At 61.4% G+C, this 23,986-nt stretch carries 21 protein-coding genes and 1 pseudogene; 13 read left to right on the top strand and 9 right to left on the bottom strand.

The features are described from left to right. Window positions 1–3: 3 nt before the first annotated feature. The 13 genes from hutH (ACI512_RS05155) (at window position 4) to ACI512_RS05215 (ending at window position 16,723) form a co-directional block, all read left to right on the top strand. A complete protein-coding gene (gene hutH, locus ACI512_RS05155; protein WP_064054077.1) occupies window positions 4–1,512 on the top strand; it encodes a histidine ammonia-lyase in 1,509 nt (502 codons plus the stop codon). A gap of 33 nt (window positions 1,513–1,545) precedes the next feature. Then, window positions 1,546–3,084 (top strand): histidine ammonia-lyase, encoded by a 1,539-nt coding sequence (gene hutH / locus ACI512_RS05160; protein ID WP_012721778.1) that lies wholly within the window; start codon window positions 1,546–1,548, stop codon window positions 3,082–3,084. 201 nt (window positions 3,085–3,285) lie between these two features. Then, complete coding sequence (locus ACI512_RS05165; RefSeq protein ID WP_012721779.1) at window positions 3,286–4,695, top strand: amino acid permease; 1,410 nt, start codon at window positions 3,286–3,288, stop codon at window positions 4,693–4,695. Window positions 4,696–4,710: 15 nt separating this feature from the next. Continuing rightward, entirely contained in the window at window positions 4,711–5,916 is a 1,206-nt protein-coding gene (gene hutI, locus ACI512_RS05170) for an imidazolonepropionase (protein ID WP_236379325.1), read from the top strand. A 12-nt stretch (window positions 5,917–5,928) separates the two neighbouring features. Further along, a complete protein-coding gene (gene hutG, locus ACI512_RS05175; RefSeq protein ID WP_236379327.1) occupies window positions 5,929–6,729 on the top strand; it encodes an N-formylglutamate deformylase in 801 nt (266 codons plus the stop codon). Between the two features lie 293 nt (window positions 6,730–7,022). Continuing rightward, window positions 7,023–7,994 carry a prolyl aminopeptidase gene (gene pip / locus ACI512_RS05180; RefSeq protein WP_012721782.1) on the top strand — a complete coding sequence of 324 codons (972 nt, stop codon included), beginning with the start codon at window positions 7,023–7,025 and terminating at the stop codon, window positions 7,992–7,994. Then, window positions 7,991–8,428: a D-aminoacyl-tRNA deacylase gene (gene dtd, locus ACI512_RS05185; RefSeq protein WP_012721783.1), complete on the top strand. Its 438-nt coding sequence runs from the start codon at window positions 7,991–7,993 to the stop codon at window positions 8,426–8,428. The genes pip and dtd overlap by 4 nt, the downstream gene beginning before the upstream one ends. A gap of 267 nt (window positions 8,429–8,695) precedes the next feature. Continuing rightward, a complete protein-coding gene (locus ACI512_RS05190) occupies window positions 8,696–10,432 on the top strand; it encodes a glucan biosynthesis protein G (protein WP_043206109.1) in 1,737 nt (578 codons plus the stop codon). Next, window positions 10,425–12,995 carry a glucans biosynthesis glucosyltransferase MdoH gene (gene mdoH / locus ACI512_RS05195; protein ID WP_405121682.1) on the top strand — a complete coding sequence of 857 codons (2,571 nt, stop codon included), beginning with the start codon at window positions 10,425–10,427 and terminating at the stop codon, window positions 12,993–12,995. The genes ACI512_RS05190 and mdoH overlap by 8 nt, the downstream gene beginning before the upstream one ends. A gap of 185 nt (window positions 12,996–13,180) precedes the next feature. Continuing rightward, window positions 13,181–13,981 (top strand): transporter substrate-binding domain-containing protein, encoded by an 801-nt coding sequence (locus tag ACI512_RS05200; protein WP_236379334.1) that lies wholly within the window; start codon window positions 13,181–13,183, stop codon window positions 13,979–13,981. Between the two features lie 220 nt (window positions 13,982–14,201). After that, a complete protein-coding gene (locus tag ACI512_RS05205; protein WP_046034015.1) occupies window positions 14,202–14,999 on the top strand; it encodes a transporter substrate-binding domain-containing protein in 798 nt (265 codons plus the stop codon). A gap of 37 nt (window positions 15,000–15,036) precedes the next feature. Continuing rightward, the gene (locus ACI512_RS05210; protein ID WP_012721788.1) at window positions 15,037–15,996 is read left to right on the top strand and encodes an amino acid ABC transporter permease; all 960 of its coding nucleotides are present in this window, start codon (window positions 15,037–15,039) and stop codon (window positions 15,994–15,996) included. Further along, a complete protein-coding gene (locus tag ACI512_RS05215) occupies window positions 15,989–16,723 on the top strand; it encodes an amino acid ABC transporter ATP-binding protein (protein ID WP_032890203.1) in 735 nt (244 codons plus the stop codon). The genes ACI512_RS05210 and ACI512_RS05215 overlap by 8 nt, the downstream gene beginning before the upstream one ends. Window positions 16,724–16,916: 193 nt before the next feature. On the opposite strand, the gene ACI512_RS05220 is transcribed toward ACI512_RS05215, so the two are convergent. The 9 genes and pseudogenes from ACI512_RS05220 to hisI form a co-directional block, all read right to left on the bottom strand. Continuing rightward, window positions 16,917–18,824 (bottom strand): methyl-accepting chemotaxis protein, encoded by a 1,908-nt coding sequence (locus ACI512_RS05220; protein WP_236379338.1) that lies wholly within the window; start codon window positions 18,822–18,824, stop codon window positions 16,917–16,919. Between the two features lie 171 nt (window positions 18,825–18,995). Beyond that, window positions 18,996–19,868 (bottom strand): methyl-accepting chemotaxis protein, encoded by an 873-nt coding sequence (locus ACI512_RS05225; protein WP_375360247.1) that lies wholly within the window; start codon window positions 19,866–19,868, stop codon window positions 18,996–18,998. A 33-nt stretch (window positions 19,869–19,901) separates the two neighbouring features. After that, window positions 19,902–20,912: pseudogene (locus ACI512_RS05230) on the bottom strand (methyl-accepting chemotaxis protein); the annotation flags it as partial. Window positions 20,913–21,019: 107 nt separating this feature from the next. Further along, window positions 21,020–21,727: a 16S rRNA (uracil(1498)-N(3))-methyltransferase gene (locus ACI512_RS05235; protein ID WP_064054067.1), complete on the bottom strand. Its 708-nt coding sequence runs from the start codon at window positions 21,725–21,727 to the stop codon at window positions 21,020–21,022. Next, a complete protein-coding gene (gene tatC, locus ACI512_RS05240) occupies window positions 21,724–22,515 on the bottom strand; it encodes a twin-arginine translocase subunit TatC (RefSeq protein ID WP_012721793.1) in 792 nt (263 codons plus the stop codon). Before tatC ends, ACI512_RS05235 begins: the two co-directional genes overlap by 4 nt. Further along, the gene (tatB, locus tag ACI512_RS05245) at window positions 22,512–22,916 is read right to left on the bottom strand and encodes a Sec-independent protein translocase protein TatB (protein ID WP_012721794.1); all 405 of its coding nucleotides are present in this window, start codon (window positions 22,914–22,916) and stop codon (window positions 22,512–22,514) included. The genes tatC and tatB overlap by 4 nt, the downstream gene beginning before the upstream one ends. Before the next feature lie 10 nt (window positions 22,917–22,926). Beyond that, window positions 22,927–23,205, bottom strand: coding sequence for a twin-arginine translocase TatA/TatE family subunit (locus ACI512_RS05250; protein WP_012721795.1), 279 nt, complete (start codon window positions 23,203–23,205; stop codon window positions 22,927–22,929). A gap of 25 nt (window positions 23,206–23,230) precedes the next feature. Further along, a complete protein-coding gene (locus ACI512_RS05255; protein ID WP_003209299.1) occupies window positions 23,231–23,563 on the bottom strand; it encodes a phosphoribosyl-ATP diphosphatase in 333 nt (110 codons plus the stop codon). Between the two features lie 2 nt (window positions 23,564–23,565). Further along, window positions 23,566–23,958: a phosphoribosyl-AMP cyclohydrolase gene (hisI, locus tag ACI512_RS05260; RefSeq protein WP_236379348.1), complete on the bottom strand. Its 393-nt coding sequence runs from the start codon at window positions 23,956–23,958 to the stop codon at window positions 23,566–23,568. Between the last annotated feature and the right edge of the window lie 28 nt (window positions 23,959–23,986).

Raw genomic sequence — 23,986 nt, forward strand, 5'->3', positions numbered from 1 at the left:
AAGATGTCCCAGGCAACAACAATCACCCTCGCCGATACGCCATTGCGCTGGCAGGACGTAGTCGCCGTCGCCCGCCACGGCGCGGTGCTCGAGCTCTCGGGCCAGGCCTGGGCGCGCATCGATAACGCCCAGGCCATCGTGCAGCGCATCGTCACCCGCGGTGAGCGCGCCTATGGCGTGAACACCGGCCTGGGCGCGTTGTGCAATGTGTCGCTCAAGGGCGAGCAACTCAGCCAGCTGTCGCGCAACACCTTGCTCAGCCATGCCTGCGGCGTCGGCCCGGCATTGAGCGACGAGCAGACCCGCGCAATCATCTGCGCGGCCATCATCAACTACAGCCATGGCAAATCCGGCCTGCATCCGCAAGTGGTGCACTCGCTGCTGGCGCTGCTCAACCACGGCATCACGCCGCAAGTGCCGTCCCAGGGCTCAGTGGGTTACCTGACCCATATGGCCCACGTCGGCGTGGCCTTGCTGGGTGTGGGTAATGTGAGTTACCGCGGTCAGATCGTTCCCGCTCAAGAGGCATTAAGTGCGGAAGGCTTGCAGCCGGTGGTGCTCGGTGCCAAGGACGGCCTGTGCCTGGTCAACGGCACGCCGTGCATGACCGGCCTGAGCTGCCTGGCCCTGGCTGATGCGCATCACTTGCTGCAATGGGCCGACGTGATCGGCGCCATGAGTTTCGAAGCCCAGCGCGGGCAGATCGATGCGTTCGATGAAGAAATCATCGCGCTCAAGCCGCACCCTGGCATGCAGCACGTGGGGATGAACCTGCGCGCCTTGCTCGATGGCAGCGAAGTGATCGCCAGCAGCAAAGGCATTCGCACCCAGGACGCCCTGAGCATCCGCTCGATCCCACAGATCCACGGCGCGGCGCGCGACCAGGTGGCGCACGCCACCCGTCAAATCGAGACCGAACTCAACAGCGCCACCGATAACCCGTTGGTGCTCGGCACACCGGACAACTATCGCGTGGTGTCCCAGGCCAACCCGCATGGGCAATCCGTGGCGTTGGCGGCGGACATGCTGGCGATTGCCATGGCTGAAATCGGCTCAGTGGCCGAACGCCGCCTGGATCGCCTGATCAACCCGCACGTCAGCGGCCTGCCGGCGTTCCTGGTGAGCAACCCCGGGGTCAACTCCGGGATGATGATTGTGCAGTACGTCGCCGCTTCACTGTGTGGGCAAAACCGCCAACTGGCGCAACCGGCGGTGCTCGACAACTTCGTCACCTCGGGCCTGCAGGAAGACCACCTGAGCATGGGCACCAATGCCGCACTCAAGCTGCATCAGGTATTGGCCAACGTCACTCAGATCCTCGCCATCGAGTATTTGCTGGCGGCCCAGGCGTTCGAATTTTTGAAAGACCAGCACTTCGGCGTGGGCACCGACCGCGCCTGGCGCCTGTTGCGTGAAGTGGTGCCGGCCTATGAACAGGACCGCTGGCTGGCGCCGGACATTGCGGCGGCTGCCCAGGTGCTCAAAGACACCGCATTACCCAATTTGCACTGAAGACTTATTCAAAAAGAACAATTCACAAGGAGTATGAATGTGACTGCGCTAAACCTGATTCCAGGCCAGCTGAGCCTTGCCCAACTGCGCGCCATCTACCAGCAGCCGGTAACCCTGCGCCTGGATGACAGCGCCACGGCGCAGATCGAAGCCAGTGTGGCCTGCGTGGAGCAGATTCTCGCCGAGAACCGCACCGCCTACGGCATCAACACCGGTTTTGGCCTGCTGGCCTCGACCCGCATCGCCAGCGAAGACCTGGAAAACCTCCAGCGTTCGCTGGTGCTGTCCCACGCCGCCGGCGTCGGTGAGCCGATCAGCGATGCGCTGGTACGACTGGTCATGGTGCTCAAGGTCAACAGCCTGAGCCGTGGGTTCTCCGGGATCCGCCGCCAGGTGATCGATGCGCTGATCGCACTGATCAACGCCGAGGTGTATCCGCACATCCCGTTGAAAGGTTCGGTCGGCGCTTCCGGCGACCTGGCGCCGCTGGCGCACATGTCCCTGGTGCTGCTCGGCGAAGGCAAGGCGCGTTACAAAGGCGAATGGCTGGAAGCGACCGAAGCGTTGAAAGTCGCGGGCCTGACGCCGCTGACCCTCGCCGCGAAGGAAGGCCTGGCGCTGCTCAACGGCACCCAGGTGTCCACCGCCTATGCCCTGCGTGGCCTGTTCGAGGGCGAAGACTTGTTCGCCGGCGCCCTGGCCTGCGGCGGCCTCACCGTGGAGGCGGTGCTGGGTTCGCGTTCGCCGTTCGATGCGCGCATCCACGCAGCTCGCGGCCAACGCGGCCAGATCGATTCCGCTGCGGCCTATCGCGACCTGCTGGGTGAAAGCAGCCAGGTGTCCCAGTCGCACCAGAACTGCGACAAGGTCCAGGACCCGTACTCCCTGCGCTGCCAGCCACAAGTCATGGGCGCGTGCCTGACCCAGTTCCGCCAGGCTGCTGAAGTGCTGGTGGTCGAAGCCAACGCGGTGTCGGATAACCCGCTGGTGTTCGCCGCTGAAGGCGACGTGATTTCCGGCGGCAACTTCCACGCCGAACCCGTGGCCATGGCTGCCGACAACATGGCGCTGGCCATTGCCGAAATCGGTTCCCTGAGCGAGCGTCGTATCTCGCTGATGATGGACAAGCATATGTCGCAACTGCCGCCTTTCCTGGTCGGCAATGGCGGGGTGAACTCCGGTTTCATGATCGCCCAAGTGACCGCCGCCGCACTCGCCAGCGAGAACAAGGCTCTGGCTCATCCCCATAGCGTCGACAGCCTGCCGACTTCCGCCAACCAGGAAGACCATGTGTCGATGGCCCCGGCTGCCGGCAAACGCCTGTGGGAAATGGCCGAGAACACCCGTGGCATTCTCGCCGTGGAATGGCTGGCCGCGTGCCAGGGCCTGGACCTGCGCGAAGGTCTGAAAACCTCACCGAAGCTGGAAAAAGCACGTGGGATTTTGCGCGACAAAGTGGCGTTCTACGACAAGGACCGCTTCTTCGCCCCGGACATCAACGCCGCCAGCGAATTGCTCGCCACTCGCTGCCTGAATGAGCTGGTGCCGGCCAATCTCCTGCCGAGCCTGTAACCGCAACACCCTGTAGTGAGCGGGCTTGCCCCGCGCTGGGCTGCGCAGCAGCCCCAAAACCTGCCGTCGCGTTCTGTCTGAAGACATGCGGTGGCCATTTCAGGGCTGCTTCGCAGCCCAGCGCGGGGCAAGCCCGCTCACTACAGTTGTCAGGCGCCAGGTTTGGATTTTTCTCAGGATAAGAATAATTAAGGACGAGAAATGCAACAGCAAGAAAAGGGTTTGAAACGCGGGCTCAGCGCCCGACATATTCGCTTCATGGCACTCGGTTCCGCGATCGGCACCGGGCTGTTCTATGGCTCTGCCTCTGCGATCCAGATGGCGGGCCCCGCTGTGCTGCTGGCCTACCTGATCGGCGGCGCCGCCGTGTTCATGGTGATGCGCGCCCTCGGCGAAATGGCCGTGCACAACCCGGTCGCCGGCTCCTTCGGCCAGTACGCCAGCACCTACCTGGGCCCAATGGCGGGGTTTATCCTCGGTTGGACCTACGCCTTTGAAATGATCATCGTCTGCCTGGCCGACGTCACCGCCTTCGGCATCTACATGGGCTTCTGGTTTCCCGACGTCGCGCGCTGGGTCTGGGTCCTCGGCATTGTGTTTCTGATCGGCGGCCTGAACCTGTGCAACGTCAAAGTGTTTGGCGAAATGGAGTTCTGGCTGTCGCTGCTCAAGGTCGGCGCCATCGTCGCGATGATCCTCGGCGGTTTCGGCATCATGCTGTTCGGCATCCATTCGGCCGGTGACACCCAGGCCAGCGGTCTCAGCAACCTGTGGGCCCACGGTGGCTTCATGCCCAATGGCATCGGCGGCCTGATCGCCTCGTTCGCGGTGGTGATGTTCGCTTTTGGCGGCATTGAAATCATCGGTATTACCGCCGGCGAAGCCAAGGACCCGCAACGCGTGATCCCCAAGGCGATCAACGCGGTGCCGCTGCGTATCCTGTTGTTCTACGTGCTGACCTTGTTTGTGTTGATGGCGATCTACCCATGGCCGCAGATCGGCAGCCAGGGCAGCCCGTTCGTGCAGATCTTCAGCAACCTGGGCATCGGCTCGGCGGCGACCATCCTCAACATCGTGGTGATCTCGGCAGCCGTCTCGGCCATCAACAGCGACATCTTCGGCGCCGGCCGCATGATGTACGGTCTGGCCCAACAAGGGCAGGCGCCCAAGGGCTTTGCGCAGTTGTCCAAGCACGGCGTGCCGTGGATGACCGTGGTGGTGATGGGCGCGGCGCTGCTGGGCGGTGTGGTGCTCAACTACCTGATCCCGGAAAACGTGTTCCTGCTGATCGCCTCGATCGCGACCTTCGCCACTGTGTGGGTCTGGCTGATGATCCTGTTCACCCAGGTCGCGATGCGCCGCTCGATGACCCAGGAACAAGTCGCCGAGCTGAAATTCCCCGTGCCGTTCTGGCCTTATGCGCCAGCAGCGGCCATCGTCTTCATGCTGTTCGTGTTTGGCGTGCTGGGTTACTTCCCGGACACCCAGGCCGCTTTGTTGGTCGGTGCCGTGTGGATCGTGCTGCTGGTGGTTGCCTACCTATTGTGGGTCAAGCCTGCAGCCGGGCAAGCGGCCAAGGTGCACTACGACCCGGCTTTGTCTCATCGTTAATCTAGGGAGGCGTTGATGAAAACGCTTTGGCAACACTGCCACGTCGCAACCATGGCCCAGGGCAAATACTCGATCATCGAGGACGCCGCCCTGGTGACCGCCGGTTCGCTCATCGAGTGGATCGGCCCCCGCAGCCAGGTACCGACGGCGAATTACGCCCAGGTGCATGACCTGCACGGCGCGTGGGTCACCCCCGGGCTGATCGACTGTCACACCCACACGGTGTTCGGTGGCAACCGCAGCGGCGAATTTGAGCAGCGCCTCGAAGGTGTCAGCTACGCCGAGATCGCGGCCAAGGGCGGCGGTATTGCCAGCACCGTGCGTGCCACCCGCGCGGCGACGGAAGATGAACTGTTTGCCAGCGCCCACAAGCGCCTGCGCAGTCTGCTGCGCGACGGCGTCACCACGGTGGAGATCAAGTCCGGCTATGGGCTGGACCTGGTCAACGAACGCAAAATGCTGCGAGTGGCCCGTCGCCTCGGCGAAGCGCTGCCGGTCAGCGTGCGCGCCACGTGCCTGGCGGCCCACGCGTTGCCGCCGGAGTACAAGGACCGCGCCGACGATTACATCGACCACATCTGCACCGAAATGCTGCCGGCTTTGGCGGCCGAAGGCTTGGTGGACGCGGTGGATGCGTTCTGCGAATACCTGGCGTTCTCCACCGAGCAGGTGGAGCGCGTGTTCAAAGTCGCCCAGCAACTGGGCCTGCCGGTGAAGCTGCACGCCGAACAGCTTTCGTCGCTGCACGGCTCCAGCCTCGCGGCGCGTTACTACGCGTTGTCGGCGGACCACCTGGAATTCATGACCGAAGAAGACGCCATCGCCATGGCCGTCTCCGGCACCGTCGCGGTCTTGCTGCCCGGCGCGTTCTACTTCCTGCGCGAAACCCAGTTGCCGCCGATGGAGGCCTTGCGCAAACACGGTGTGAAAATCGCCATCGCCAGCGACCTCAACCCCGGCACGTCCCCAGCGCTGTCGGTGCGCCTGATGCTCAACATGGCCTGCACGTTGTTCCGCATGACCCCGGAAGAAGCCCTCGCCGGTGCTACGCAACATGCCGCCACTGCGCTGTGCATGGGCGACACTCATGGTTCGTTGGAAGTGGGCAAGGTTGCGGATTTTGTGGCCTGGCAGATCGATCGCCCTGCCGACCTGGCCTATTGGCTGGGTGGCGAGCTGGATAAACGCGTCGTGCGCCACGGCGTCGACGTCACTGTTTGAGGAGTATTGCTTGTGGATAAGGTTCTGAACTTCACACAAGGCCGCGTGCCGCTGCTGATCAGCATGCCCCACGCCGGCCTGCGCCTCACACCTGCCGTCGAGGCAGGGTTGATCCCCGAGGCGCAAAGCCTGCCGGACACCGACTGGCACATTCCCATGCTGTATGACTTTGCCGAAGCCCTGGGTGCCAGCACCCTGTCGGCCGAATATTCGCGGTTTGTGATCGACCTGAATCGGCCCTCCGACGACAAGCCACTGTATGCCGGTGCCACCACCGGCCTGTACCCGACCACGTTGTTCGAGGGTGTGCCGTTGTTCCGTGAAGGGTTGGAGCCGAGCGAGACCGAGCGCGCCAGTTACCTGCAAAAGATCTGGGGCCCCTATCACCGCACGCTGCAAGAAGAACTGGCGCGGCTCAAGGCCGAGTTCGGTTATGCCTTGCTGTTTGACGCGCATTCGATCCGCTCGGTGATCCCGCACCTGTTCGACGGCAAGTTGCCGGACTTCAACCTTGGCACCTTCAACGGCGCTGCCTGTGATCCAGGGCTCGCCAGCCAGTTGGAGGCCATCTGCGCCACCCATCCGCAGTACAGCCATGTACTCAACGGACGTTTCAAGGGCGGCCATATCACCCGGCATTACGGTGACCCGGCGCAGGATATCCATGCTGTGCAGCTGGAGTTGTGCCAGAGCACTTACATGGAAGAGGTTGAGCCGTTCCTTTATCGCCCGGACCTGGCCGAGCCGACGCGGGTGGTGCTCAAGCAATTGCTGGAAGGGGTGTTGGCTTGGGGGCAAGCGCACTATCGGTGAGTGGTGGTGTTGCTGAAATAGCTATCGGGGGCAAGCCCCCTCCCACACTTGACCGCGTTTTGTCTGGATGACCGCGGTTCAATGTGGGAGGGGGCCCCGATGACGTTTGCCGGCAGGCTCTACACGCCGCGGGCGTATCCACTCTGTGTACCCCGATGGCCGGGGGAGAGAAGGGCTGACACAGGTCTAAGCGCTCAAGGACATGCTCATTGCACAATTCGGGTTTATAGTGCCAGACGGCAAAATAAAAGACGTCCCCCCAGGGATGAACCCGACCCCTTACGGAGCGCGCAATGCAGACTTGGTACCCGCAGATCAAACCCTACGCCCGGCACGATCTGGCAGTCGATGACACCCACACGCTGTACGTCGATGAAAGTGGCTCCCCCGAAGGCTTGCCCGTCGTATTCATCCATGGTGGCCCTGGCGCAGGTTGCGACGCACAGAGCCGCTGCTATTTTGACCCGAACCTGTACCGCATCGTCACCTTCGACCAGCGTGGTTGCGGGCGCTCCACCCCTCGCGCCAGCCTGGAAAACAACACCACCTGGGACCTGGTCGCCGACCTTGAGCGCATTCGCGAGCACCTGGGCATCGACAAATGGGTGCTGTTCGGCGGTTCCTGGGGCTCGACCCTGGCCCTGGCCTACGCGCAAACCCATCCAGAGCGTGTGCATGGCCTGATCGTGCGTGGCATTTTCCTGGCCCGCCCGCAGGATATCGAATGGTTCTACCAGGCCGGTGCCAGCCGTCTGTTCCCGGATTACTGGCAGGATTACATCGCGCCTATCCCGGCGGAAGAGCGCCACGACATGATCGCGGCCTATCACAAGCGTCTCACTGGCAACGACCAGATCGCCCAGATGCACGCGGCCAAGGCCTGGTCCGGCTGGGAAGGCCGCATGCTGGGGCTGTGCCCGAGCCCGCAGCACGTGGAGCGGTTTTCCGAGCCGCAGCGCGCGCTGTCCATCGCGCGTATCGAATGTCACTACTTCACCAACAACTCCTTCCTGGAGCCCAACCAGCTGATCCGCGATATGCACAAGATTGCGCATCTGCCTGGCGTAATCATCCACGGTCGCTACGATATGATCTGCCCGTTGGATAACGCGTGGGAGCTGCATCAGGCGTGGCCCAACAGCGAGCTGCAGGTGATTCGCGAGGCTGGCCATGCGGCGTCGGAGCCCGGCATTACCGATGCGCTGGTCCGCGCGACCGCTGAAATGGCACGGCGCCTGCTTGATCTGCCGCCTGAAGAAGCATGAAGGGCCTGTTGCAACGGGTGCGAGGCGCCCGGGTCGAGGTGGCGGGCGAAATCGTCGGCGCCGTCGATCAGGGGTTGCTGGTGCTGGTGGCTGTCGAGCCTTCGGATACGCCGGAGAGTGCCGATAAACTGCTGCACAAGCTGCTGAACTACCGGGTATTCAGTGACGACGAAGGCAAGATGAACCTATCGCTCAAGGATATCGACGGCGGTTTGTTGCTGGTGTCGCAGTTCACCCTGGCGGCGGATACCAAGAGCGGGCTGCGGCCGAGCTTCTCCACAGCGGCCCCGCCGGCCCTGGGAGCAGCGCTTTTCGATCATTTGCTGTTACAAGCGCAACAATTGCATGGCAAGGTGGCGTCGGGGCGTTTTGGCGCCGACATGCAGGTGCATTTGGTCAATGACGGGCCTGTCACCTTCCTCTTACAGACGTGAATGTATTAAAAACGACTTTTAATGCCTAAAAACGTAGGGTTTCGCTACAAATACTTCGTTATCCCTGATGCGTTGTTTCGCGGGCTACTAGATAATCGCGCGCTACGGGGATCAGCGTTGTTTGGTCCATTTTTGACTTAGGTAGAGACTTGTCCGACAACCGATGGGGAATCATTTTGCCCAAGGGGAGTCGGAACAATGCTCGCCAACCTGGCATATAGATAGCTGGCCGTTGGTTTTTTGATCTGTTTTCGGCGAGGGTTGCTCGTGATTGTTAGTCCCTGTAATGCACCAAAATTGTCAGCCAAACGGTTACGAAACGCACTGGTGACGGGCTCTGCCCTGTTTTGCCTGTTCGGCGCGGGTCAACTGTGGGCATTCAGTCTGGATGATGTGTCGGCCAAGGCAAAAGAGCTGGCCGGGCAGAAATACGAAGCTCCGCGCAGCAATCTGCCGAACGAATTCCGCGAAATGAAATTCGCGGACTACCAGAAGATTCGTTTCCGCAACGAAAAAGCCGAGTGGGCCGATCAGAACACCCCGTTCAAGCTGTCCTTCTATCACCAGGGTATGCACTTCGATACACCGGTGAAAATCAATGAAGTCACCGCCGACAGCGTCCAGGAAATCAAGTACGACCCGACGCGTTTCGATTTCGGCGACGTGAAGTTTGATCCTAAAGCCACCGAACAGCTGGGTTATGCCGGCTTCCGTGTGCTGTACCCGATCAACAAGGCCGACAAGCAAGACGAAATCATGACCATGCTCGGCGCGAGCTACTTCCGCGTGGTCGGCAAAGGTCAGTCGTATGGCCTGTCCGCCCGTGGCATGGCGATCGATACTGCATTGCCGTCCGGCGAAGAATTCCCGCGCTTCACCGAGTTCTGGATCGAACGTCCAAAGCCGGGTGAGAAACAACTGGTGATCTTTGCCCTGTTGGACTCGCCACGGGCTACCGGCGCTTATCGCCTGATCCTGCGTCCGGGCACCGACACCATTGTCGATGTGAAATCGCAGATGTTCCTGCGCGACAAGGTCACCAAACTGGGCGTAGCCCCGTTGACCAGCATGTACCTGTTCGGTGCGAACCAGCCGTCCAAAGTGCTGAACTACCGTCGCGAGCTGCACGATTCCAGCGGCCTGTCGATCCATGCCGGCAATGGCGAGTGGATCTGGCGTCCGCTGAACAACCCTAAACACCTGTCGGTCAGCAACTTCACCGTAGAGAACCCGAAAGGTTTCGGCCTGCTGCAACGCGGCCGCGACTTCAGCCACTACGAAGACCTCGACGACAACTACGACAAGCGCCCAAGCGCCTGGATCGAGCCTGAGGGCGACTGGGGCAAAGGCACCGTCAACCTGGTAGAGATTCCGACCGCCGATGAAACCAACGACAACATCGTTGCCTTCTGGAGCCCGGAAAAACTGCCGGAAGTGGGCCAGCCGCTGGACGTTTCCTACCGCCTGCACTGGACCATGGACGAGAAAGCCTTGCACCCGGCCGACAGCGCCTGGGTCAAGCAGACCCTGCGCTCCACCGGTGACGTGAAGCAATCCAACCTGATCCGCCAGCCTGACGGCAGCGTGGCCTACCTGGTCGACTTCGAGGGCCCGTCCCTCAAGGCGCTGCCGGCGGATGCCCCGGTGCGCAGCCAGGTCAGTGTCAGCGACAACGCCGAGCTGGTTGAAAACAGCGTGCGCTACAACGAGCACACCAAAGGCTGGCGCTTGACCCTGCGCATGAAGATCAAGGACGCAGGCAAGCCGACTGAAATGCGCGCGGCGCTGGTGCAGGATGTTGCACCGCCGGCCCCTGAGCAGGACTCGAGCCACGTGCTCAAGGCTGACAAGGTCCTGGCCAAGCAACACGAGAAACAGGCCAAGAAAGACGCGAAAGACAAGGAAGCCAAGCAGCCAGAAGCTGCCCCAGCCACGCCGGAGCCGATCAAGACCGAACAAGTCCTGACCGAAACCTGGAGCTATCAGTTGCCTGCCGATGAGTAATTCTCAAGTAACGCCTGAGACTCTGTCCGAGTACCTGGCGCATCTACCGATGACCGCTGAGCAGCGCGCCGAACTGGCGGGCTGCACATCCTTCACCGAGTTGCACGAGCGTTTGTCGTCTTCGACGTTCGACGCGCCCACCGACGCCGCCCAGGCGTCGGTAGGCCGCCGTTTGACCCTCAACACGGCCGAAGAGCTGCAAGACGCCGAAATGCTGGTGCTGGATGCCAGCGGCCGTGTGTGCCTCAAGGCCACGCCGCCGATTCGTCGTACCCGTGTGGTGCCGGAACCGTGGCGCACCAATATCCTGGTACGCGGCTGGCGCCGTATCACTGGGCGTAGCAATCCGCCGGCCCCGCCGAAGGATGAGCGCGTATTGCCGGCCGCCCGCTGGCGTACCGTGGGTTCGATCCGTCGTTACATCCTGCTGGTGCTGATGCTCGGCCAGACCATCGTCGCCGGTTGGTACATGAAAGGCATCATGCCGTACCAGGGCTGGTCGCTGGTCGACTTCGACGAAATCCGCAACCAGACCTTGTTGCAAACCGCTACCCAGGTACTGCCTTACGCCCTGCAAACCAGCATCCTGATCATGTTCGGGATCTTATTCTGCTGGGTCTCGGCGGGTTTCTGGACCGCGTTGATGGGCTTTCTGGAGCTGCTCACCGGCCATGATAAATACCGGATCTCCGGTAAGAGTGCCGGCGACGAGCCGATTCCGAAAGACGCCCGCACCGCGTTGGTGATGCCGATCTGCAACGAAGACGTGCCGCGTGTATTCGCGGGTCTGCGTGCGACGTTCGAGTCGGTCGCCGCCACCGGTGACCTCGACCGCTTCGACTTCTTCGTGCTCAGCGACAGTAATGACGCCGACATCTGCATCGCCGAACAGCAAGCCTGGCTTGACGTGTGTCGTGAAGCGGGTGGTTTCGGCAAGATCTTCTATCGCCGCCGTCGCCGTCGCGTAAAGCGCAAGAGCGGCAACCTCGACGACTTCTGCCGTCGTTGGGGCGGTGACTATAAATACATGGTTGTGCTCGACGCCGACAGCGTCATGAGCGGCGAATGCCTGACCAGCCTGGTGTGCCTGATGGAAGCCACGCCGGACGCCGGGATTATTCAGACCGCGCCGCGTGCGTCGGGCATGGACACCCTGTATGCACGCATGCAGCAGTTCGCGACCCGCGTCTACGGCCCGCTGTTTACCGCCGGCCTGCACTTCTGGCAGTTGGGTGAATCCCACTACTGGGGTCACAACGCGATTATCCGCATGAAGCCGTTTATCGAGCATTGCGCCCTGGCGCCATTGCCGGGTAAAGGCGCGTTCGCCGGTTCTATTCTGTCCCACGACTTTGTTGAAGCTGCGCTGATGCGCCGTGCCGGCTGGGGCGTGTGGATTGCCTACGACCTGCCGGGCAGCTACGAAGAACTGCCGCCGAACCTGCTGGACGAACTCAAGCGTGACCGTCGCTGGTGCCACGGTAACCTGATGAACTTCCGCCTGTTCCTGGTTAAAGGCATGCACCCGGTGCACCGTGCGGTGTTCCTGACCGGTGTGATGTCCTACCTGTCGGCGCCGTTGTGGTTCCTATTCCTGGTGCTGTCCACGGCCCTGCTGGCGGTGAACACCCTGATGGAGCCGCAGTACTTCATGGCGCCACGCCAGCTGTACCCACTGTGGCCGCAATGGCATCCGGACAAAGCGGTGGCGCTGTTCTCCACCACCATCGTGCTGTTGTTCCTGCCGAAGCTGCTGAGCATCATCCTGATCTGGGCCAAAGGCGCGAAAGAGTTCGGCGGCAAGTTCAAGGTGACCTTGTCGATGCTGCTGGAGATGTTGTTCTCCATGCTGCTGGCACCGGTACGGATGATCTTCCACACCCGTTTCGTACTCGCCGCGTTCCTCGGCTGGGCCGCGACCTGGAACTCGCCGCAGCGTGACGATGACTCCACCCCATGGGGTGAAGCGATCAAGCGCCATGGCACCCAGACCTTGCTCGGCTTCTTTTGGGCGTTGCTGGTGGTGTGGTTGAACCCAAGCTTCCTGTGGTGGCTGGTGCCGATCGTGGGTTCGCTGATGCTGTCGATCCCGGTGTCGGTGATTTCCAGCCGTGTCGGGCTGGGCCTCAAGTCCCGCGACGAGAGCCTGTTCCTGATCCCTGAGGAATACAATCCGCCGCAAGCGCTGCTGTCCACCGACAAGTACACCCACGAAAACCGTTGGCATGCGCTGAATGACGGCTTTGTGCGCTCGGTGGTCGACCCGCAGCAGAACGCCCTGGCCTGTGCCCTGGCGACCTCGCGTCACGCGCAGGCCGAGCCGATCGAGTACCTGCGTGCCGAACGTGTGCGTCACGCGTTGAAAGTCGGTCCTGCCGGCCTCAACAACGGTGAACGCCTGGCCTTGCTCAGTGACCCGGTAGCCCTGGCTCGCCTGCACGAGCAGGTCTGGAGCGAAGGCCATGCCGAGTGGCTCGCCGCCTGGCGGGAATCGATCAAGGCTGACCCGCACGCGCCGTTGCTGCCGCTGCAACCGCTGTCGTCCCAGGCCCAACCGGCCTGATTCAGACGCCCCCGAGGGTTCTCCTCGGGGGTGTTCCGAACGCTGGTCCTACAGCGTTTTCCGTTGCTTTCCCTCTCGGCTTAACCTCTTGTTATTTCGAAACAAAAGACCCTTGTTCGAGGCGTATTGCCGTGCCCGTGGCTGAGTTAGCATCGCCCCGAATTTAACCGGCTACTGGGGTCTTCATGAGCAAAGGCTATTGTTCTGCGCTGCTGATCAGCGCTGTCGCATGGATTCACATGGGCCTGGCACAGGCCGGCGCGATTGACGACGCCGTTCGACGCGGCGCGCTCAAGGTCGGCACCACGCCCAACTACGTGCCCTTCGAAATGACCGATAAACAGGGACGCATCGTCGGCTTTGAAATCGACCTGCTCAAGGTCATGAGCCAAGCCTTGGGGGTCGAGCTTGAATTGGTCACTGTGCCCTACACCGAGCTGGTGGCGGGGTTGCAGGCAAAGAAATTCGACCTGATCGGCAGCGGCATGACCGTCACCCAGGAACGCAACCTCAAGCTCAACTTCAGCGACTCGTTCATCGTGGTCGGCCAGTCGGTGGTGTTGCACCCAAGGCTTCTGGGCAAGGTCAGCAGTGTCGAGGACCTGGATGACGCCAGTTACCGGATCGCCACCACCGAAGGCACCACGGGTGAGGCGGCAGCACGACGGTTTTTGGGGGCGGCCCGCATCAGCAGTTTTGCCACTCCGGAAGAAGGGGTACGCCAGGTGTTGGCGGGAGCGGCCGATGCTTTTATTCATGACGCACCCTACAACCTGATCGCCCTTAGCCGCCCGGAAAACAGCACGCTGCTGGCACTTGAGCAACCCTTTACCTTCGAACCCTTGGCATTCGGCTTGAAAAAGGGCGATTTCGACAGCCTCAACTGGATCAACCATTTTCTTAATCAAGTGGCCCAGGATGGGACCTACGATCGCCTGCACGACAAGTGGTTTAAAGACACCGATTGGTGGGTGGAAATCGACTGAAAGTCATAACTGCTTACACATCAACCGGTTGCCGGTACTCCTCTGCGTAAGTGTCTGCCCCTGAGCTTTGCCGCACCGATGTGGGGCTTTTCCGACATATGCCGATAACAAATAGCCGTGAAACCTTTGTGACGAGCATCGAGTGGGTTAGGATCGCACCCCGAAATGGTGCAGCCCTTATGCGCGCCGACCTTACAAGAATCGTTCAGGGGACTTGATGATGAAAAAGTATCTTTCGATGCTGCTGCTCGGCGTCACCGCACTGGTCGCGGCCACTGCGGCCCAGGCGGGTGCGATCGATGATGCGGTCAAGCGCGGCACGCTGAAAGTCGGCATGGACCCGACCTACATGCCGTTTGAAATGACAGACAAGCGCGGTGAAATCATCGGCTTCGAAGTCGACATCCTCAAGGCCATGGCCAAGTCCATGGGGGTCAAGCTGGAGCTGGTATCCACCGGCTACGACGGCATTATCCCCGCCTTCCTGACCGGCAAGTTCGACATGATCGGCAGCGGCATGACCCTGACTCAGGAACGCAACCTGCGCCTGAACTTCAGCGAACCCTTCATTGTGGTCGGCCAGACCCTGCTGATCCGCAAGGAACTGGAAGGCACCATCAAGTCCTACAAAGACTTGAACGACGAGAAATACCGCCTGACCTCCAAACTGGGCACCACCGGGGAGATGGTCGCCAAAAAGCTGATCTCCAAAGCCAAGTACCACGGGTACGACAACGAGCAGGAAGGCGTGCTGGACGTGGTCAACGGCAAGGCCGATGCCTTTGTGTATGACGCGCCGTACAACGTGGTTGCCGAGAAAAAAGTCGGCAATGGCAAGCTGGTGTTCCTGGAAGAACCCTTCACCTTCGAACCCCTGGCGTTTGGCCTGAAGAAAGGCGACTACGACAGCATCAACTTCATCAACAACTTCCTGCACCAGATCCGCAACGACGGCACCTACGATCGCATCCATGACAAGTGGTTCAAGAGCTCCGAGTGGCTCAAGGACATGGAATAAGGCTGGCGCGCGCCCGACTCTTTTGGATACTGAGTAAATGAAACAGAAAAAAGCCCAATGGCCCTGGCACCTGCTGACTGTGGTCGTGCTGGTTGGCCTGGCCGGTGCGCTGTACTACGCCACCTCGCTGATGTCCTACGAATGGCGCTGGAACCGCGTACCGCAGTACTTCGCCTACCAGGCTGAAGAGTCCCAACGCGCCGCTGACATCTCCACGGTTGTCGAGTTGGTCCGCAAAGGCGACGTCGCCGAAGTGACCTTGCGCAACGACGCCGGCACCGAGCAAAAGCTGACTGTTGCCGACAACAGCCTGCAAGTGGCGCGCGGTGACGATGTCGCCGAAGGCGATGTGGTGGGCGTGACCCGGCATTGGGCGTTGGGGCCATTGATGTGGGGTTTGTGGACCACGCTATGGTTATCGGTAGTGTCCGGAATCCTCGGCCTGGCGATTGGTCTGGCGACCGGCTTGTGCCGCTTGTCCAGCAACCCGACCTTGCGTGATCTGTCGACGATCTACGTCGAGCTGGTGCGCGGTACGCCGCTATTGGTGCAGATCTTCATCTTCTATTTCTTTATCGGTACGGTGCTCAACCTGTCCCGGGAATTCGCCGGGATTGCGGCGCTGTCGCTGTTTACCGGTGCCTATGTGGCTGAAATCGTCCGCGCCGGTGTGCAGTCCATCACCCGTGGCCAGAACGAAGCCGCGCGCTCCCTGGGCCTGAGTGCCAGCCAGTCGATGCGCCATGTGGTACTGCCGCAGGCGTTCAAGCGCGTGCTGCCACCGCTGGCCGGGCAATTTATCAGCCTGGTCAAGGACACGTCCCTGGTGTCGGTGATCGCGATTACCGAATTGCTCAAGAGCGGCCGTGAGGTGATCACCACTTCATTTTCGCCGTTTGAAATCCTGTTCTGCGTGGCAGGCCTGTACCTGCTGATCAACCTGCCGCTGTCGAAAATGGCCAGCCGGCTTGAGCGGAGGCTCGCGCAAAGTGATTGAAGTCCGCGATCTGGTAAAAGTCTTCGACACCCGTGGCCATGTGGTCCGTGCGGTGGACCATGTGACCACCCAGGTGGCCAAGGGCGAAGTGCTGGTGGTGATCGGCCCGTCCGGCTCCGGCAAGTCCACGTTCCTGCGTTGCCTCAACGGCCTGGAGGAGTTCGACTCCGGCTCGGTGAGCATCGACGGCTTGCAACTGGCCGACCCGAAGACCGACGTGAACGCCTACCGCCGCGAAGTCGGCATGGTGTTCCAGCACTTCAACCTGTTTCCGCACATGACCGTGCTGGAAAACCTGTGCCTGGCGCAGAAAGTCGTGCGCAAGCGCGGCAAGCAGGAGCGTGAGGCCAAGGCCCTGGCGCTGCTGGAGAAGGTCGGCATTGCACAGAAGGCCAATGAGTTCCCCTCACGCTTGTCCGGTGGCCAACAGCAACGGGTCGCGATTGCCCGGGCGTTGGCCATGGAGCCCAAGGTGATGCTGTTTGATGAGCCCACCTCGGCCCTCGACCCGGAAATGGTCGGCGAAGTGCTGGACGTGATGAAGACGCTCGCCTTGGAGGGCATGACCATGGTCTGTGTGACCCACGAAATGGGCTTTGCCCGTGAAGTGGCGGACCGCGTGCTGTTCTTCGATCATGGCAAGTTGCTGGAAGATGCGGCCCCGGCCGAGTTCTTCGACTCACCGAAAGACCCTCGCGCCCAGGCGTTCCTGCGTCAGGTCCTGTAGTAAACACTTCCAGAGCGCTAAAAGTTGACCTGTAGTGAGCGAGCTTGCTCGCGCTGGGCCGCGTAGCGGCCCCCATAAACCCCCGGCGTTTTTTAAGCCAAATCGCAGTGGCAGGTTTTTAGGGCCGCTTCGCAGCCCAGCGCGAGCAAGCTCGCTCGCCACAACAAGCACGTCGCCACACATGTGGTGAGTCTCAGAGCCTGAATTTGCCGACCAGTGTCTGCAGGTCAAGGCTCAATCTCGTCAACTGAACGCTCGCCGCCGCCGTTTCCTCGCTGGCGGCTGCGGTTTGTTCGGAAACATCCCGTACCTTCAACACACTGCGATTGATCTCCTCGGCCACGGCGCTTTGTTGTTCGGCGGCGGCGGCAATCTGCGGGTTCATTTCCTGGATGATCGACACCGTCCGGGCAATCGCCGCCAGTGCGTCACCGGCGTCGCGGGTCAGGCCGACGCTGTGGTCGGTCAGGTGGCGGCTGCTGTCCATGATGTCGGCAACCTGTTGTGTACCGGCGTGCAGGCCGCTGATCAGCCCTTCGATTTCTTCGGCCGATTCCTGGGTGCGTTGCGCCAGGCTGCGTACTTCATCGGCTACCACCGCAAACCCTTCACCGGCATTGCCCGCGCGTGCGGCTTCGATGGCCGCGTTCAGCGCCAACAGGTTGGTTTGCTGGGACACGGACTTGATCACGTCCAGCACACTGCCGATTTTTTGGCTCTCCTGCTGCAGTGCCAGCATGGCGCGGCTGGACAGGGCCATTTCACTGGCCAGATGGCCGATCTCCTCAATAGCTTGTGCAACCACCTTGTCACCGGCGCTGGCCTGTTGGTCCGCTTCATTGGCCGCGATAGACGCCTGCTCGGCGTGCCGGGCGACTTCCTGGGCGGTGGCGAGCATTTCGTTCATGGCGGTGGCCACCTGATCGGTTTCGTCCTTTTGGTTGCTGAGCCCGGCGCGGGTCTGCTCGGAGACAGTGGACAGCTGTGTGGCGGCACTGGCGATTTGTCGGGCGCTGTCGCCAATACCGCTGATCAGGCCGCGTAGGTTGCGCACCATTTGCCCGATGCTTTGCTGCAACTGGCCCAGCTCATCCCGGCGAGAGGTGCTGGTGGTGGTGCTCAGATCGCCCTCGGCGATCCGATTAGCCGTCAGCAATACTTGGCGCAGCGGTACGACGATCTGGCCCGCGATCACCCAGGCGGCCAGGCTGCCCAGCAGCAGTGCGGCGACGGTGACATTCAGCAGCAGGGTACGCGCCAGGCTCGCTTCGTTGTTTCGCTTGGTGCTCTGGTCTTCGCTTAACTGGTCGCTTTCCTTGAGCAACTGATCCAGTTGCTGTTCGAGTTGGAACTGCCGGGCTTCAGTACTGAGTTGGGCCTCCTTGAGGTCGGTCAGATGAGTCCGATAGTTGAGCAGGACTTTTTCCAGTGCGGCGCCGTTGACGGGCAATGCAGTGACCGCTTTCTGGGTGCGGTCCAAGGTTTGGATCGCAGTATCGACACTGTCGCCATAGGCCTCCAAAGAGGCGGCTGCCCAAGCCTGGGCCTGGGCACGATCTTCGGCTTGTTCCAAGGCGTGGCGCAGTTGTTCGATGGCCTGCAGGGCGTTTTCATCATCTTGGCTGGGCAGGTCGCTGGTGAGTTCGGCAAGCGCGTCGCTGGTCTCTGCGGCGCTGCGCTTGAGCTGTGCACGGGTGCTTTCACGGTGTTTGATCAAGCTGTCCAGGCCATTCAGGGCGGCTTTGAAGCTCGCCGCAAAGTCCCGGCTGTTCTGCAGTTGGCGTTGGTTGAGCGGGTCGGTAAAGCGTGGTGAAAGCTCAGTCAGGATGCGGTCGATCTTCTCCATGTGCGAGCTGATCCTTGCCAGGCTCTCCGGGTTGCTGAGGGTGCGGTAAAGGATGCGATCAGCGCGCAACTCTTCGCCGACAATCGCGAGTTGCGAGAGGATTGTCAGTTTCTGTGAGCGATCGACCGATTTGTTCAAGGCTTGCCAGCCGGTTGACGCGATGATCAGGCTGAGGGCCAGCACCAGGCCAAAGCCCAGGGCAAGTTTCAGGGCGATGCTGGTGTTTCCCAGCAGGCGGGTCAGTGGACTAAACATAGTGAACCTCCAACGAATCAAAGATAGCGTTTCGAGATTCCGGCTGACGCGGGTCAGGGGAAGTTGAAACGCTACTTTTTTCGCCGCCATACAAGTCGGTTCACGACCTGAAAAACGTGTAGGAAATTTCACAAATTGTCGGTGGCGACCCTGATGGCCGCCACGCGGGGATCAAACCTTGAAGCGGCCTACCAGGGTTTGCAGGTAGATACCCAGGCGCGCCAGCTCAGCGCTGGAGGCTGCGGTTTCTTCGCTGGCCGAAGAGGTTTGTTCCGACACATCGCGCACGTTCAACACACTGCGGTTGATCTCCTCGGCCACCGCGCTTTGCTGCTCGGCCGCCGTGGCGATCTGCGAATTCATCGCCTGGATGGTCGAGACCGTACGGGTGATGTTCGCCAGGGCGCTACCGGCACGGCGGGTCAGCTCGACGCTGCTGTCGGTCAGGCCACGGCTGTTGTCCATGATGCTTGCGACCTGTTGGGTGCCGTTTTGCAGGCCGACGATCAGCTCTTCGATCTCTTCGGTGGACTTCTGTGTGCGCTGGGCCAGGCTGCGTACCTCGTCCGCCACCACGGCGAAACCTCGCCCGGCTTCGCCGGCACGTGCGGCTTCGATCGCGGCGTTGAGGGCCAGCAGGTTGGTTTGCTGGGCCACGGACTTGATCACGTCGAGCACGCTGCCGATTTTGTCGCTTTCGCGCTTCAGGTCGCCCATGGCCGCCGTGGAGTTGCCCACTTCGGTGGCCAAGCGTTCGATCTGGGCGATGGCTTCGCCGACCACTTTGTCGCCTTCACGGGCCTGCTGGTCAGCGGCCACGGCAGCTTCGGAGGCTTCCTCGGCGTTGCGCGCCACTTCTTGCACGGTGGCGGCCATTTCGTTCATGGCGGTGGCGACCTGGTCGGTCTCGACCTTCTGGCTGTTGACCCCGGCGCTGGTTTGCTCGGTCACGGCGGACAGCTGTTCAGCGGCGCTGGCGATTTGGGTGACGCCGTCGCTGATGCCACCGATCAGCTCACGCAGGCCGACGGTCATGCTTTGCATGGCGCGTTGCAGTTGACCCAGTTCGTCCTGGCGTAGAGAGGTCAGGTTGTGGCTCAGGTCACCCGAGGCGACGCGTTCGGCCACCTGGAGCGTCTGGTTGAGCGGGATGATGATCTGGCGGGTGATGGCCCAGGCGGCGACGAGGCCGAAGATCAGCGCCAGTACGGTGGCCAACAGCAACAGCTGCTTGGCGTTTGCCGCATCGGCGTCACGCACCACCGTTTGCGAGGTGGTCAGCTTGTTACTGCGGTCCAGCAGTGTGTCGCCCTGCACGCCCATGATTTTCATCGCTGCAGCGGTGGCAACCTGAGAATCGCGGTATTGGCTGACCGCTGCGCGATAGGCTTGCAGTGACACGCTGGCCTGTTGCAGGTTGGTCGAATATTGCTCAGGGATTTGGCCCGTGAGGCTGGCGATCTTTTTCAGGGCATTATCGATGGCGTCCAGCGCCGGCTGCTCTGCTTCGACCTTGCCGCTGTAGGTATAGCCGCGCACCTGAAAGCGCGCTTGCTGGATCAGTTTGCTCACATCGACAACGCTGTTGAACTGGCTGACGCTGTCACCTTGCAGCAGGGATTTTTCGACTTCGTTTACCTTGAGTACCGCGTTGTCAGCGGTATCGCCCAATTTGCTACGGGCGTTTTCGCGATTGGCTCCGGCCTGGACCATGGCATCAAATGCCCGCTTGTACTGGTCGACCCCTGCCAGTTGATCATCGATCAGGGCAATATCGGCGGGCTGCTCAATCAGTGTGCGCGCGGTTTTCAGGCCGCCTTCCAGCTTGCCAAGCAGCTCATTGACGGCGGCCGGCCCCTGTTCGCCACGGCGCATTTCGAAGTCCAGGCGCGCAATGCGCAGGTCCTTGCTCAGGTCGTTGAGGCTGGCGATATAACCCAGTTTGTCCCCGCGACTGATCACGCCTGAGAGCCCGGTCCAGCCGGTGAAGGTGATCATTAGCGTCAGCAGTAATACCAGGCCGAAGCCCACGCCAAGTTTGGTTTTGACGCTGACATTCCCCAGCTTTTCGGCTAACCAACGATACATACTGCAAACTCCCGTGGAACAAGGCTTGGACTTATTCACGGGTTATCGGCAGATACGCAGGAATCTGTAGTGACACAGGGGAGCTGCGTCGTTTGCCAGGTTTGTGGTTAGAAGAGCCGGGCGAGCAGGGCGGTGACGGCCGTTTCGACCCGTAGGATGCGTGCACCGAGTTGCACCGGCTGCAGCCCTGCTTGGGTCAGCAGGTCCACTTCGTAGGGAATCCAGCCACCCTCAGGCCCGATCGCCAGGGTCACCGGCTCATCCAGCCCACGTGGGCACGCCGGGTAATCGCCTGGGTGACCGATCAGGCCCAAGGTGCCTTCGGTCATGGCCGGCAGGCGGTCTTCGACGAAGGGTTTGAAGCGCTTTTCGATAACGATCTCGGGCAACACCGTGTCCCGGGCCTGTTCCAAGCCGAGGATCAATTGCTCGCGAATCGCCTCGGGCTCCAGGAACGGGGTTTGCCAGAAGCTCTTCTCGACCCGGTAGCTGTTGACCAGCACCACCTTGGGCACGCCCATGGCGGCCACGGTCTGCAGCACCCGGCGCAGCATTTTCGGGCGCGGTAGGGCCAGCAGAAGCGTCAGCGGCAGTTTGGCCGGTGGGGGTTGGTCGAAGCTCACTTGCAGTTCGGCTTCGCGGGCTTCCAGGCGCACCAGTTGTGCATTGCCCATCAACCCGCCGACGCGCCCGACACGCAGGCTGTCGCCTACGACGGCGCGGTGGACTTCCTGCATGTGCACCAGGCGCCTATCACGCAGCACCACACGGTCGGCCGCGATAAAGTCGGCCTCTTCCAGCAGCAGCAGGTTCACGGCTGGGTCGCTGGCGGCTGGTCGTCGTCGGCGGTTTGGTCATCCGGGTGTTCGCCGCGCTTGGTGATCAAGCTGCTGAACAGGATGCCAATCTCGAACAGCATCCACATCGGCACGGCCAGCAGGGTCTGGGAGAAAATATCCGGCGGGGTGAGAATCATGCCGACCACGAAGCAGCCGATGATCACGTAGGGGCGGATCTTTTTCAGGTATTGCACGTTGACCACGCCGATCCACACCAGCAACACCACGGCCACCGGGATTTCGAAGGCCACGCCAAAGGCGAAGAACAGCGTCATCACGAAGTCGAGGTAGCTGGTGATGTCGGTCATCATTTCCACGCCGGCCGGGGTGGCGGCGGCGAAAAATTTGAAGATCAACGGGAACACCAGGAAGTAGGCGAACGCCATGCCGGTGTAGAACAGCAGGATGCTCGACACCAGCAACGGCACCGCGATGCGCTTCTCATGCTTGTACAGGCCCGGCGCGATAAAGCCCCAGATCTGATGCAGGATCACCGGGATCGCCAGGAACAGCGAGACCATCATGGTCAGCTTCAACGGCGTCAGGAACGGTGATGACACATCGGTGGCGATCATCGTCGCGCCGGCCGGCAGGTACTGGCGCAGCGGCGTGGAGACGAAGGTGTAGATCTGCTGGGTAAAGGCGAATAACCCGGCAAAGATGATGAAGATGGCCGCTACGCAACGCAGCAGGCGGGTACGCAGCTCGGTGAGGTGCGAGACCAGCGGCATATGCTGGTCGTTTTCCGGTTTATCAGCGCTCATGGGGCTCGCGGCGGCAATGTGGGGTCATGGGGCGCGGGCGACGCGGCAGGCGTCGGCGCAGGCTCGGTTGGCGCGGTGGGCTGCACGGGAGCGGCCTCAACGGTTGGCGCGATGGTGTTGTCAGCCACCGGCTCCACCGGTTTGGCGGGTTCCTGCACGGGTGACAGAATCTTCCGGGCTTCCTGCTCCAACGACAGAATATGTTCGTTGTGCAGTTGCCGGCGGATTTCGTCGGCGCCGATTTCCCTTTCAACTTCCTGTTTGATGGCGTTGAAACTGCGTTTCAGGCGCCCGATCCACAGGCCGGCCGTGCGTGCCGCACCGGGCAGGCGTTCCGGCCCCAGTACCAGCAGGGCTACCAGGCCGACGAGCAGCAGTTCAGAGAAGCTGATACCAAACATTAGTCAGTGCTCACGAGTCTTTGCGGGTCGGCTCTTCGACTTTTTCAGCCTGCACGTCGAAGGTACGACGCTCGGTGATCGGCTGGGTGGCCTGCGGGTGCACAGGCTGGGCCGGCGGTACGGGATTGACCACCGGGTCGGCCGGTTTTTCGTCGTCGTTCATGGCTTTACGGAAGCCCTTGATCGACTCGCCGACGTCGGTGCCGAGGTTCTTGAGTTTCTTGGTGCCGAATACCAGTACCACGACCACCAGAATGACGATCCAGTGTTTCCAGTCAAAAATGCCCATGCTGCAATTCCTCAGTCAACGTTATTCAAGCGGACGGGCGCGAAGCCTTTTCGGCATGCCCGGACAAGCCGAAGCGACGGTCCAGTTCATCCAGCACTGCCTGTGGATGCTGCCCCAGTTGGGCGAGCATGACCAGGCTGTGGAACCACAAGTCGGCGGTTTCGTAGATCACATCGCTGCAGTCGCCGCTGATTTGCGCGTCCTTGGCGGCGATGATCGTCTCGACGGATTCTTCGCCGAGTTTTTCCAGGATCTTGTTCAAGCCCTTGTGGTACAGGCTGGCGACGTAGGAGCTGTCGGCGTCCGCGCCTTTGCGGTCTTCCAGCACCTGGGCCACACGGTTCAGGGTATCGCTCATGTTCAGTGTCCTGCCGAGTAGATGGCGTGCGGGTCTTTGAGCACCGGCTCCACGACTTTCCATGCGCCGTCCTCGAACACGCGATAGAAGCAGCTGTGACGGCCGGTGTGGCAGGCGATGTCGCCGATCTGCTCGACCTTGAGGATCACCACGTCGGCGTCGCAGTCGATGCGCATCTCGTGCAGGGTTTGTACGTGCCCGGACTCTTCGCCCTTGCGCCACAGTTTGCCACGCGAGCGTGACCAGTAGATGGCGCGCTGCTCAGTGGCAGTGAGGCTCAGGGCCTCGCGGTTCATCCAGGCCATCATCAGCACGCGCCCGGTCTTGTAGTCCTGGGCAATGGCCGGCACCAGGCCGTCACTGTCCCACTTGATCTCGTCCAGCCAGTCTTTCATGTTCGGCTCCGGCAATTTGCGACAGTGT

It is taken from the genome of Pseudomonas petroselini (assembly GCF_045037875.1).
Taxonomy (GTDB): Bacteria; Pseudomonadota; Gammaproteobacteria; order Pseudomonadales; family Pseudomonadaceae; genus Aquipseudomonas; species Aquipseudomonas petroselini.